This is a genomic window from uncultured Tateyamaria sp. (genome assembly GCF_947503465.1).
GTDB lineage: Bacteria > Pseudomonadota > Alphaproteobacteria > Rhodobacterales > Rhodobacteraceae > Tateyamaria.
Genome location: NZ_CANNDN010000001.1, coordinates 2,174,220 through 2,186,259 on the forward strand (window position 1 = coordinate 2,174,220; position 12,040 = coordinate 2,186,259).

General features: G+C 60.2%; 12 protein-coding genes. 3 read left to right on the top strand and 9 right to left on the bottom strand.

The features are described 5' to 3' along the window. Positions 1–83: 83 nt before the first annotated feature. Positions 84–881 (top strand): alpha/beta fold hydrolase, encoded by a 798-nt coding sequence (locus tag Q0844_RS10825; RefSeq protein WP_299044647.1) that lies wholly within the window; start codon positions 84–86, stop codon positions 879–881. Here the strand turns inward: Q0844_RS10825 and rarD are convergent. From rarD to Q0844_RS10870, 9 genes are all read right to left on the bottom strand, one after another. Next, the gene (rarD, locus tag Q0844_RS10830) at positions 878–1,768 is read right to left on the bottom strand and encodes an EamA family transporter RarD (protein ID WP_299044648.1); all 891 of its coding nucleotides are present in this window, start codon (positions 1,766–1,768) and stop codon (positions 878–880) included. The two genes, Q0844_RS10825 and rarD, sit on opposite strands and share 4 nt — an antisense overlap. A gap of 46 nt (positions 1,769–1,814) precedes the next feature. Next, positions 1,815–4,262: an FAD-dependent oxidoreductase gene (locus Q0844_RS10835; RefSeq protein WP_299044650.1), complete on the bottom strand. Its 2,448-nt coding sequence runs from the start codon at positions 4,260–4,262 to the stop codon at positions 1,815–1,817. Positions 4,263–4,271: 9 nt separating this feature from the next. Further along, entirely contained in the window at positions 4,272–5,168 is an 897-nt protein-coding gene (locus tag Q0844_RS10840) for a homocysteine S-methyltransferase family protein (protein WP_299044652.1), read from the bottom strand. Between the two features lie 66 nt (positions 5,169–5,234). Next, entirely contained in the window at positions 5,235–7,679 is a 2,445-nt protein-coding gene (locus Q0844_RS10845) for an FAD-dependent oxidoreductase (RefSeq protein ID WP_299044654.1), read from the bottom strand. A 1-nt stretch (position 7,680) separates the two neighbouring features. Then, on the bottom strand, positions 7,681–8,052 hold the full coding sequence (locus tag Q0844_RS10850) for a GFA family protein (protein WP_299044656.1): 372 nt from the start codon (positions 8,050–8,052) through the stop codon (positions 7,681–7,683). 1 nt (position 8,053) lies between these two features. After that, entirely contained in the window at positions 8,054–8,674 is a 621-nt protein-coding gene (locus Q0844_RS10855) for a LysE family transporter (protein WP_299044657.1), read from the bottom strand. Further along, complete coding sequence (locus tag Q0844_RS10860) at positions 8,674–9,246, bottom strand: helix-turn-helix domain-containing protein (RefSeq protein WP_299044658.1); 573 nt, start codon at positions 9,244–9,246, stop codon at positions 8,674–8,676. The genes Q0844_RS10855 and Q0844_RS10860 overlap by 1 nt, the downstream gene beginning before the upstream one ends. A 66-nt stretch (positions 9,247–9,312) precedes the next feature. After that, complete coding sequence (locus tag Q0844_RS10865; protein WP_299044660.1) at positions 9,313–9,765, bottom strand: GAF domain-containing protein; 453 nt, start codon at positions 9,763–9,765, stop codon at positions 9,313–9,315. Between the two features lie 73 nt (positions 9,766–9,838). Continuing rightward, positions 9,839–11,011 (bottom strand): acetyl-CoA C-acyltransferase, encoded by a 1,173-nt coding sequence (locus Q0844_RS10870; RefSeq protein WP_299044662.1) that lies wholly within the window; start codon positions 11,009–11,011, stop codon positions 9,839–9,841. 91 nt (positions 11,012–11,102) lie between these two features. On the opposite strand from Q0844_RS10870, the gene Q0844_RS10875 reads away from it, so the two are divergent. Both Q0844_RS10875 and Q0844_RS10880 read left to right on the top strand, forming a co-directional pair. Further along, the gene (locus Q0844_RS10875) at positions 11,103–11,441 is read left to right on the top strand and encodes an STAS domain-containing protein (protein ID WP_299044664.1); all 339 of its coding nucleotides are present in this window, start codon (positions 11,103–11,105) and stop codon (positions 11,439–11,441) included. Between the two features lie 83 nt (positions 11,442–11,524). Next, entirely contained in the window at positions 11,525–11,920 is a 396-nt protein-coding gene (locus tag Q0844_RS10880) for an ATP-binding protein (protein ID WP_299044665.1), read from the top strand. The last annotated feature ends 120 nt before the right edge of the window (positions 11,921–12,040 follow it).

Sequence of the window (12,040 nt, forward strand, 5' to 3'; positions counted from 1 at the left end):
GGCCAATGACAACCCCCATCACGATTGAGAGAGGGGTCAATACAACAATTGCCTGAATCGGCCGCCCGTGTTCTGTCAGCAATATGAAATACTTAGCCGCACTTCTCTTGGCCCTCCCGACGGCTGTCCTTGCGCAATGCGGACCCGATGCGCCCTGTGAAATCGACGGCGGCAGCTACCACATGATCGACACCGATGACGGCAGGGAAGGCAAACCGGCGCTCGTCTTTTTCCACGGTCACAACGCTACGGGTCAGATGATTTTCCGGGGCGGCATCAAGTCTGATTTCGCCGACGCGGGCTATGTCGTCATAGCCCCCAACGGCACACCCATCGAGGGCCGCCAAACGCGCCGATGGGCCGGGCGTGACGGCAGCGGTCGGGATGATGTGGGCTTTGTTCTGGACGTGATCGAGGACGCAAAGTCCAAGGCGTCCATCGACCCCGATCGCATCTATGTCGCAGGTTTTTCCGCAGGTGGGTCAATGGCTTGGCTCATGGCCTGCAAAGAGGCGGAGCACTTCGCGGGCTACGCTTCGATCTCTGGCGCACTGCGCGAACCAAACGATACGACCGACTGCCCCGGGGCACCGGTCAACTTCCTGCAAATCCACGGGTTTGCCGACAACCAGGTCCCGTTCGAAGGCCGCGCGATCCGCGACTGGCACCAAGGCAGCCTCTGGGACAGCCTTGCCCTTGCCCGTGCCGCAAACCAGTGCCGCACGCATCCCGACACCATCAACATCGGCGACCGCTTTCGCTGCCGCGACTGGAACGCAAGCTGTTCAGAAGGCGCGATAAAATTCTGCGAACACGACGGCGGCCATGGGATGCCACGTGGCTGGACCACGCTTGCCCGTGACTGGTTTGAAGGATCCTAAGCCGCTCGCATCTGCCGAACCATCGACACCGAGTAGATCACCAGCGCGGCCCAGATCATCGGAAACGCGATCATCCGTGCCTGGCCGAAGGGTTCCTTGAACACCAGGACCGCGCAAAGAAAGATCATTGTCGGCGCGATGTATTGCAGGATCGCGATTGTCGTCAATCGCAGCCCCTTCGCGCCATTGGCGTACAAGATCAAGGGGATAGCGGTGACCGCCCCACAGCCAAGAAGCAACCAGTTCGTACCCGGGTCGCCCACCAAGAACAGCCCCCGCCCGGTCCAGCCAAGCCATGCGACATAGCCAAGCGCCGGCATCAGCAGGATGAGAACCTCAAGCAGAAACCCCTGGTTCGGGCCTATGGGCAGCTGCTTTTTCGCCAGGGCGTAAAATCCCCACGACACTGTCAACCCCAGTGCGGCCCACGGGACCACACGCGCCGAGAGTGTCAGCACCGCCACCGCACAGGTCGCCAGCCCGATTGCGACCAGTTGCGCGCCAGTCAACCGTTCGCGCAACAGGACCGCGCCCAAAGCCACCGAAAACAAAGGGTTGATGTAATAGCCAAGGGCGGCATCCAGCGTGTGCCCGCTGGTGATGGCCCATACGTAGATACCCCAGTTCACGGTAATCAGCGCCGCCGTCACACAGCCCATCGCCAGCATGCGCGGACTGCGCAGCGCCGCCATCAGGTCGCCGGTTCGTCGCAGCAGGATCAGCAGGATCGCGGCAATAGGCACCGACCAGATGATCCGATGCGCCACCACCTCGGCAGGACCGATATGGCTGAGCATTTTCATGTAGAGCGGCAGAAAACCCCAGAGAAAATATGCGGACAGGGCAAAGCCCAGCCCCTGGGGGGTGTCGCCGGATACGGGTTTCATGGGGTGGTCCTTTCTGACCCACCCCTAGCACCGGTTCAAAGACGCGTCACGCCTTCACGCGCTCGGATTTCGGGTCATACATCGGCTTCAATGACGCCTCTGCCCGCACCCGTGTGCCCGCCACGTCGATCTCGTAGGTCGAGGCCAGCACATCCGCCGCGCTTTCACCCTTGCACGGAACATAGCCCAGCCCCATCGCTGCGCCCAGATGGTGACCATACGCACCCGAACTCAAATATCCCACGATGTCTCCGTCCCGGACAATTGGTTCGTTGTGATAAAGCAGCGGCTCGGGATCCGTCAGCTTAAATTGCAACATCCGGTTCGACAGCCCTTCGTCCTGTTTGCGACGTATGGCATCGCGCCCGATAAACGATGCCTTGTCCTTTTTCACGGCAAAACCCAGCCCCGCCTCCATGACGTGGTCTTCGCAGGTGATGTCATGGCCAAAGTGGCGGAAGCCTTTTTCGATCCGGCAGGTGTCCATCATGTGCATCCCACACAGCTTGAGACCCATGTCCTGACCGGCCTCGTATAGTGTTTCGAACACATGACCCGCCATGTCGGATGATACATAGACCTCCCATCCCAACTCGCCCACATACGTGACCCGGTGAATACGGGCGAGGCCCATGCCAATCTCGATCTGCTGTGCTGTGCCAAACGGGTTCGTCTCATTCGACAGGTCGGCAGGTGACACTGCGTTCAGCAATTCACGCGACCGTGGCCCCATGACGGCCAGCACGCCTTCGCCCGGCGTGACATCCGTGATCACCACGTTGTAGTCACCCACGTGGCGTTCCAGCCACGTCTGGTCGGCAAGACGGGTCGCGGCTGGCGTAACCACCAGATAGGCGGTTTCGGTCAGCCGGGTAACCGTCACATCCGCCTCGATCCCGCCGCGATTGTTCAGGAACTGGGTATAGACGATCTTGCCATTCGGGACCGAATAGTTGCCACCACCCACGTAGTTCATGAACGCCTCGGCATCGCGCCCTTCGACCCGGATTTTGCCAAAGGACGACATGTCGTACATGCCGACGTTCTGGCGGATCGCCATATGTTCTTCGCGCACGTTGTCAAAGAAGTTCTGGCGGCTCCAGCTGTATTCATATTCCGGCGTTTGCCCGGCACGCGCGATCCAGTTGGCGCGTTCCCACCCGGCAAGTTCGCCCATGACCGCACCACGCTCTGTCAGATGACTGTGGAACGGCGATCGGCGGATGCCGCGGGCCGTCGCCTTTTGGCGAAAAGGAAAGTGATCGGCATAGAGCAGGCCCAGCGTTTCCGTTGACCGTTCGGCCAGATAGGTCCTGTTGCCCTGGAACGGCTGCATGCGGCTGATGTCGACATCGCCCAGATCGAAGGGCTTGTCGCCGTCTTCCATCCACTGCGCCAGCGCCATACCGGCACCACCCGCGGATTGGATGCCGATTGAGTTGAAGCCACACGCTACCCAGACATTGTCCATCTCGGGCGCAAGGCCGAGGTGATAGGCGTCATCCGGTGTAAAGGATTCCGGCCCGTTAAAGAACGTGTGGATGCCTGCCTCTGCCAGCATCGGCATGCGGTTCACCGCCGCTTCGAGAATGGGTTCAAAGTGGTCGAAATCTTCGGGCAACTGGTCGAACTCAAAGTCCTTGGGAATACCGCCCAGAGCCCAGGGCTTGGCGTTTGGTTCGAACGCCCCCAACAGGATCTTGCCCGCATCTTCCTTGTAATACGCGCATTCATCAGGGATTCGCAGGACGGGCAGTTGTTTCAGGTCCTTGATGGCTTCGGTCACGATATAGAAATGTTCGCAGGCTTGCAGCGGGACATTCACCCCCGCCATCCGACCCACCGCGTGCCCCCACATGCCCGCGCAGTTCACGATCATGTCGCAGGCAATGTGGCCATCGGATCCATCCTCGCCCTTCCAGTCAACACCGGTGACCTTGCGGCCGTCGCGGACGATGTTTGTGACGGCGACGCGTTCCTGCACCTTTGCCCCCCGCTGCCGCGCGCCCTTGGCCAATGCCAGGGCGATATTGGCCGGATCACCCTGCCCGTCCAGTGGCAGATACACGCCGCCCGTGACATCATCGATGTTCAGGTGTTCGTAGCGGTCCTTGACCTCGGTCGGCGAAATCTCCTCGACCTCAACGCCGAACGCGCGCGCCATGCCCGCCTGGCGGCGCAGCTCTTCCAACCGTTCATCGGTCAACGCGGCGGTGATCGACCCCACGCGCTTGAACCCGGTCGCCACGCCCGTTTCGGCCTCCAGATCGCCATACAGTTCCTGACTGTACCGGGCGAGTTTGGTCATGTTCGCAGTGGCACGCAGCTGGGCAATCAAACCTGCAGCGTGCCACGTCGTGCCGCTGGTCAGCTGCTTGCGTTCCAGCAAGACAACGTCTTTCCACCCCAGCTTGGTCAGGTGGTAGGCGACCGAACAGCCGATGACGCCGCCACCAATAATGACGACGCGGGCAGCGGAAGGAAGATCAGGCATAGCGTATCCTCAAACGATGGTATGACCCGCAGCACGCAGGCGGCGGGCGATTTCGGCGATATGGGTAGGGCTGACTTCGCAACACCCACCGACGATGGTGGCGCCCGCATCAATCCAGGTCATCACATGGTCGGCATACAATTCGGGCGTAAAGTCCCGGCGCAGCGTCAGGCTGTCGACCGTTGGTTTTTTGTCCAGAAACCCGTCCGAGATTTTTTCGAACCCGTTGGCGTAGGCGCCGAAGGGCAGCCTGGTGTGCTGCAAGCCTTGCAGCGCGGCAGGAATTGCCTCGGGCGTCGAGCAATTGATGAGGATCGCAGCGGCACGGCCGGCTTCTGCCACCGGGACCACGTCGGACACCGGTTCGCCAGATCGCAGGCGCGATCCGTCCTGATCATCCACCGTCAGGGCCAGCCAAACCGGCAGGCCGGTGGGCACGCTTGCCGCCAGGATATCGCGCGCATGAGCGACAGAGGCCACAGTCTCGCAAATTAGCAGATCACAGGCCGGAGCAAGCAGGTCTGCCACCTCGGACAACAGCGGCACGGCAACGTCCGATGCAGGGTGCAAATCGGGCCTGTAGCTGGCGCCAAGTGGCCCGATGGATCCGGCGACCCGGCCCGACCCGTGTTCACGCCGCGCGGTACGCGCTTCGTACAACGCACTTTGGTGCAATGCGGAAAACGCGCCTTCCACGGGCGTATCTTCCAACCTGTCATGATGGATCGCGTAGCTGTTGGTTGTCGCGATCGTCGCACCCGCCGCGAAAAAGTCGCGGTGGACGTCGGTGACCAGACCGGGATGGTCCAGCATGATCTGGGTGGACCAGAGCGGTGTGGGCTTATCTCCGGCGCGGTGCACCAGTTCCTGCCCCATGCCGCCGTCCAAAAGGGTGATCTCTGTCATCAGTATCTTCCGCAGTGATCCGGAAACCGACACGGTTTCCAGTCCGTTTTCTGTGCCGGAAAACGGCTACGCACGCAGCCGTTCGTTCTCCGGATCCCACAGGGGTTGGTCGGGTTGCACGGTTGCAGCGTAGCGCTTGCCATACATCTCGATCTCAAGCGTTGTACCGGGTTCGGACAGGTCCGTACGCACAACGCCCAAGGCCACCGATTTGTTGATCCGATACCCCCATGCGCCCGACGTGGTTTCGCCCACCACCGTATCACCGTTCCAGATCGTGGACATGTAAGGTGCGTCCTGATCCCCGGCCTCGACCGTCATGGTGACAAAGCGCTTCTTCGACCCTTGCTGCTTTTCGTTTTGCAGCGCGGCCTTGCCGGGGAAGTCCTGCGGTTTATCCAGCCGCACAAAGCGATCAAGACCACCCTCGAACATGGTGTAGTCGGTCGACAAGTCGCCCTTCCATGTGCGGTAGCCCTTTTCCACACGCATCGAATTCAGCGCATACATGCCAAACGGGGTGGCGCCGGCCGCGCGGATGGCGTCGTACACCTTGGCGGCCTGATCCGTCGGTGCATGAACCTCCCAGCCCAGTTCGCCCACGAATGACACCCGCGCCATGGATACAGGCACACCTGCAACCGTTGCGGATTGATGCGTCAGCCAGCCCAATGACAGGTCCGCGTCGGAGATGCCCGCAAACAGGTCACGTGATTTCGGCCCGGTCACCAGCATCGTGGTGACATCTTTTGACAGGTCCGTCACTTCCACACCCTCGGGTGCGCGATTGGCCAGAAGTTCAAAGTCATGCCATTGCGCAACTGCCGCGGTCATGATGGTGAAATCATCGTCATCGTGGCGGATCACCGACACTTCGGTCAGGATGCGGCCCCGGCTGTCTGCAAAATAGGACAGGTTCATCCGGCCCGCCTTGGGCAGCGCGCCGGTGATCTGCGTCCGCAGGAACTCGGCTGCGCCTGCACCCTTCAGGCCAAAACGCGAGAAACCGCACATGTCGATCACGCCCACGCCATCGCGCACGGCCTCGACCTCTTCCTTGATACGCTGTTCCCATGGGCCTTCACGGTCCCATGTCTGTGTCGCTTCTTCAGACGTGTCGTCGCCGTCCTTGGCGAACCAGTTTGCGCGTTCCCAGCCGTTGTAGGCGCCCATTTGCGCGCCATCTGCCAGTAGCCGTGCATGGTTTGGCGACAACCGTTTGTCGCGGCCAGCGGGCCATTCGTGATGTGGGAAGTGCATCGCATATTCGTGGCCATAGGTTTCCAGCGCCTTGGCCAGACAATAGTCATGATCTGCGCAATCAGTGTAACGGCGCGGATCGACGGCCCACATGTCCCACTCGGTTTCACCGTGCATGATCCATTCCGACAGCACTTTTCCCGCACCACCCCCCTGGGCGATGCCAAAGGTGAACGAATGCGCCTCGAACGCGTTCTTGACACCGGGCATCGGCCCGATCATCGGCAACCCGTCAGGGGCGTATGGGATGGGCCCATTGATGTTGCGACCCACGCCAGCCGTCCCAAGTGCGGGGACACGTTCCATCGCGTCCTCGATGTAGAACTCGAGCCTCTCCAGATCGTCCGGATACAGTTGGAAGCTGAAATCCTCGGGCATTGGATCGTCGGGCGTGACCCAGTGCGCCTTGCAATTGCGTTCGTAGGGCCCGAGATTCAGGCCGTACTTGTCCTGACGCAGGTAATAGCTGATGTCCACGTCGCGGATCATCGGCATCTTGTGGCCCTTTTCCTTGGTCCACGCTTCCAACTCGGCAATTGGCTCGGTCAGGAAGTATTGGTGCGACATGACCACCATCGGCACGGTGCGCCCACCGAACGGCTTGAACATTTCACCCACGCGCTGTGCGTAATAGCCAGCGCAGTTGGCGACATATTCGGCGCGGATGTCGCCCTTCGCGGTCTTCACGATCCATTCGTCGCCATCCCGGTCGATGCCGATCACGGGGCAGAAGCGTTCGATCCGACCACCGGCGTCACGCGCACCTTTCGCCATGGCCTGGGTCAATTGCGCCGGATCGATGTCACCATCCAGCGGGTCCCACAATCCGCCTGCAAGATCATGGGTCTCCATGAACGGGTTGAGCTCCTTCAACTCGTCCGGTGTGCACATCTGCATATCAAGGCCCTGATACCGACCCATGCCAGCCACACGCTCGAACTCCTGCATCCGCTCTTTGGAGTGGGCCAGGCGCAGCGCCCCGGTGACATGGTAGTTCATGGGGTAGTCAACGTCGTCGGCCAGCGTCCGATACATCTCCAACCCGTAGCGTTGCATGTTCATCACCGCCCACGAGGACGAAAAATTAGGGCAGTTGCCTGCAGCATGCCAGGTCGACCCCGCCGTCAACTCGTTCTTTTCCAGCAGTACGCAATCTGCCCATCCGGCCTTTGCCAGATGATACAGGGCCGACGTGCCGACCGCGCCACCTCCGATGATGACCACGCGGGCCGTTGTTGGAAAATCACTCATCTCAGTTCTCCCTTTGCGGAACGTTGTCCGCGATGTCGTAGTAGTCGCCCTTGTCAGCGATAAAGATATGGCGGTCTAGCGTCAGGCCGGTTGCGCCGTCGATGGTGCCGAGCGAATAGCTGATCTTCTCTTCGCCCTTCATTTTCCAGAACAGGAAGCACCCGCAAGTGGGGCAGAAACCGCGCTGGGCAATGTCGCTGGAGGCATACCATTTGACATCGCCCGAAATGGTCAAGTCGGTGTCGTATGCCAGACCGCACGCCCAGTGATGCCCCGATTGCTTGCGGCATTGCCCGCAATGGCATGCGCTGGACCGAATCGTTTCCCTGACTTCGAACGTCACTGATTTGCAGTTACAGGACCCTGTCAGCATGCTACGCCCTCGCCGGTGTGCTGGATGCACCCAAAAGGACGCCATAGATGACAAAACAGACGGCCATGACACGGCGGACCCACACGTTGAACACAGCGCCCAATGCCGCGCGCCCAATGCCGGCCCCCAGCGCGGTAAAGCCCGAATAGCTGAGCGCAGTGATGGTCAGTGCGGTCGGCACAAGCACCCACATCTGGTCCCAGACCGGCACATCCGGCTGCACAAATTGCGAGAACGCGGCAAGGTATCCCGCCACGCTTTTGGGATTGATCGTGGCGATGGCCAACGCCCGAACATAGACCGATTTTCCGGAGTGTGCCGAAACCTGTGGCGGCGTCCGCGCCATCAGCCAACCGCGCACCCCCAAATAGATCAGAAAACCGGCCCCCACCAGTTTCGCCGCAAAGAATGCAGCCGGCGAAGTCGCGACAAGCGCGGTGATGCCGGCCGCCGACAAGATCAGGAAAAGCGTCGCTTGGGTCAGAATGGCAAGGATGCCAGGCACAGACCGGCGGAAACCCAGCGTCATTCCGTTGGTGATACAATTTATTGCATTTGGTCCCGGGGTGGTCACGAACACCACCCAGAACAGCGCGAATATGATCCACCCTTCAAACGACATCAGTAAATCGGCGGTGCAATAACCCAGATCGCGACCGCAGGCGCGTCATAGGGGTTTTTCCACCGAAACGGCTCGCCCCGGATCCGGAAGCTGTCGCCGGGAGCGATGGCAAAGGTCTGGCCGGCAATCTCAAGGTCCAACCGACCCGAGACCAGATAGCCGACCTCTTGCGTCGGGCGCGTGACGGCCTGCGTGATCTCGCTGTGGGGTTCGAAGGTGGAGTGCACCATCTCGAAGTCGTCGGTCAGATCCGGGGACAGAAGCTCTTCGACCAGCCCGGCGGTCCGCGAACCGATTGGCCGCCGTGCCCCGCTGCGCACCACATATCCCTCTTCGTTTGCGGGGGCCGCGCCGCGCCGAAACAATGTGGATACTGCAATGTCCAACTTGGCCGCGATGTGACGAAGATCGGTGATCGACGGTTCCGACAGATCCCGTTCGACCTGGCTGACCCACCCGACGGACCGACCCAAGGCATCTGCCACATCCTGCAATGTCAATCCGCGCGCCTTGCGCAACGCACGCAGGTCAGCACCAAGGCTGTGAGCAGTTGTCGGATCGGATTGAAGCATGGACCGTGAAATTCCTCTGTCGAATTTCACGTAAGGGAAAGCAAAATGAAAAATCAAGCTAGATTTTCACGAGCGCGCAAAAACATCCCGGAGAATCGCGCTGAGCGCGGCGGCGTCGCCTTGGGAAAAGGCGTCGGGTTGATCACTGTCGATATCGAACACTGCAATCAGGGTGTCATCTGCATCCGTGACCGGCAGAACCAATTCTGAACGGATTGAACTGGCGCAGGCGATATGACCGGGAAAGGCATCGACATCTGCCACCAGTTGCACCTTGCCCGTGCGTGCAGCAGCACCGCAAACCCCGCGCGAGAACGGGATTTGAAGACACCCGTGACCGCCCTGATACGGGCCGATCTTAAGCATCTGGGGGCCTGTCACGCGATAGAACCCCGTCCAATCAAAGCGGTCGTCGCTGTGGTGCACCTCGCAGGCGACGGTTGCCATCAACGCAACAGTATCATCTTCGCCATCCGTCAGGCTTTGGATCGTTTTCGAAAGGGTTTCGTAGTCGGGCACGGTTTGTCCTTTTGGTGCATGTCAGGACTGGGGCGCCGCCCCAGACCCCGTCGTATTTTAGGTCGGAAGAAACCTAGGCCCGCTCAATCGCGATGGCTGTACCCTCTCCTCCACCGATACAGATCGCGGCGATGCCACGTTTGAGGTTCCGTTTTTCGAGCGCGTTCAGCAATGTCACCATGATGCGGGCGCCGGATGCGCCGATCGGGTGACCCAAGGCACAGGCACCGCCGTTGACATTGACCATATCATGGCTGACCCCCATTTCGCGCATGAAAGCGAGCGGGACAACGGCGAATGCCTCGTTCACCTCCCAAAGGTCCACGTCATCCGTGCTCCAGCCGATCCGGTCGAGCAGTTTTTGTGCGGCGGGCACAGGTGCAGTTGTGAAAAGGCCCGGTGCTTGCGCGTGGCTGGCATGGCCCAGGATGCGGGCGCGAGCGGTCAGACCTTGTTGCTCTGCCGCGTCTTGAGAGGCAAGAACCAGTGCTGCGGCCCCGTCCGAGATCGAAGACGAATTTGCCGCCGTCACGGTGCCACCGTCGCGGAAAGCTGGTTTCAAGTGCGGGATTTTATCAGGCCGCGCTGTGCCCGGCTGCTCATCTGATTGAACTACGACGGCCCCTTTTCGGGAGTTGACTTCAACCGACGCGACTTCTCCGTCGAACGCTCCGGTCTCAATGGCCGACTGGGCACGTCTAAGCGAGGTAAGCGCGAATTCGTCCTGTACGTCGCGGGTGAATTGGTAGGTTTCTGCGCAGTCTTCGGCAAATGTGCCCATCAGGCGGCCCCTGTCATAGGCGTCTTCAAGACCATCAAGAAACATGTGGTCCACAACCTGCCCATGGCCCAGACGGGCGCCGCCGCGCATCTTGGGCAGCAGATAGGGCGCATTTGTCATACTCTCCATACCGCCGGCGATCATGATGTCGGCATGACCCAGTGCAATTTGGTCATAGGCCATCATCGCAGCCTTCATTCCGGACCCGCACATCTTGTTGAGGGTTGTTGCCGGAACCTCTTCGCCCAAACCGGCGGCAAATCCGGCCTGGCGCGCGGGCGCCTGGCCCTGCCCGGCGGGCAACACGCAGCCCATAAGAACCTCGTCGACCGTTACGACGCCTGCACCCTCCAACGCAGCCTTGATCGCAACACCACCCAGATCAGACGCCGACATATCCGACAATGCGCCCTGGAACCCCCCCATTGGGGTGCGTGACGCCCCTGCGATGACAACTGGTTTCATGGCTCATGTCTCCGTTCGAATGGTGGCAACCGAATAGTAAGGATTGCCGCCTAGACAGACAATGTAACCAGAGAATTGCAAGAGGGCGCATATGGATCTTCGCAGCCGATCAGAAGACAGCCTGCAAGTGGTGTCTGTTCATGACAGTCGCATTGATGCCGCTGTCGCCATCGAGTTCAAGGAAGCCATGCGCAGCGCGACCGACGGCGGCAACGACACCGTCGTCCTGGACCTGAGTGAGGTGCAGTTCATCGATTCAAGCGGGCTGGGTGCCATCGTCGCCGCCATGAAGCAGATGGGCCAATCGCGGAAGCTCGCGTTGGCGGGGCTGACGCCGACTGTCGAAAAAGTGTTTCGACTGACCCGCATGGACAGCGTGTTTCCCGTTTTCCCCACGCTTGATGGGGCCATTACCGAGTTGAAGACCTGAATTTGCCGATCCAGATGAAAGTTCTGTCAATGACCCGCACAACCTCCTTGCCTGATATCCAAATCTCGGTCGTGAGTGGACACATGGCTGTAAGAGACGCACTTGGTCAGCTTCTTGAGGGACTGAAACCTTTGGCGCTTGATATCGAAGAGGCAGGGACAGTCGAACTGGTGATGGCCGAGGCGCTCAATAACATTGTGGAACATGCCTATCCCGAAGGTGCGGCAGAGGGCCCGATCAAAATCACCTGCACACATCAAAACGACGGGCTGCATCTGACAGTGGTCGATTCAGGGCGCGCCATGCCCGATGGGCAAACTCCCGTAGGGGCGGCCGCGGATCTGGACGTGGATTTCTGCGATATGCCTGAAGGAGGGTTCGGGTGGTTCCTGATCAAGGATCTGGCCAAGGACGTCACATATCAGCGGCAGGACATGAAAAACCTGTTGCGCTTGCGCTTGGCCGTGGCCGTCGCCTGACGCACCGCCCGCAGGGAATTGCGGATATCGTAAAAGCGTCCACGATCCACCACAATCCTGCCCGATTTGCCCATCATACCCGGTCTTGTAGCTGCATATAGCTTCCCTCGGTGTCGCGTG

Bases quoted from the DNA above. Each gene is read 5' to 3' on its own strand.
- Q0844_RS10825 (WP_299044647.1), top strand. From the start codon at position 84: ATGAAATACTTAGCCGCACTTCTCTTGGCCCTCCCGACGGCTGTCCTT.
- rarD (WP_299044648.1), bottom strand. From the start codon at position 1,768: ATGAAACCCGTATCCGGCGACACCCCCCAGGGGCTGGGCTTTGCCCTG.
- Q0844_RS10835 (WP_299044650.1), bottom strand. From the start codon at position 4,262: ATGCCTGATCTTCCTTCCGCTGCCCGCGTCGTCATTATTGGTGGCGGC.
- Q0844_RS10840 (WP_299044652.1), bottom strand. From the start codon at position 5,168: ATGACAGAGATCACCCTTTTGGACGGCGGCATGGGGCAGGAACTGGTG.
- Q0844_RS10845 (WP_299044654.1), bottom strand. From the start codon at position 7,679: ATGAGTGATTTTCCAACAACGGCCCGCGTGGTCATCATCGGAGGTGGC.
- Q0844_RS10850 (WP_299044656.1), bottom strand. From the start codon at position 8,052: ATGCTGACAGGGTCCTGTAACTGCAAATCAGTGACGTTCGAAGTCAGG.
- Q0844_RS10855 (WP_299044657.1), bottom strand. From the start codon at position 8,674: ATGTCGTTTGAAGGGTGGATCATATTCGCGCTGTTCTGGGTGGTGTTC.
- Q0844_RS10860 (WP_299044658.1), bottom strand. From the start codon at position 9,246: ATGCTTCAATCCGATCCGACAACTGCTCACAGCCTTGGTGCTGACCTG.
- Q0844_RS10870 (WP_299044662.1), bottom strand. From the start codon at position 11,011: ATGAAACCAGTTGTCATCGCAGGGGCGTCACGCACCCCAATGGGGGGG.
- Q0844_RS10875 (WP_299044664.1), top strand. From the start codon at position 11,103: ATGGATCTTCGCAGCCGATCAGAAGACAGCCTGCAAGTGGTGTCTGTT.
- Q0844_RS10880 (WP_299044665.1), top strand. From the start codon at position 11,525: ATGGCTGTAAGAGACGCACTTGGTCAGCTTCTTGAGGGACTGAAACCT.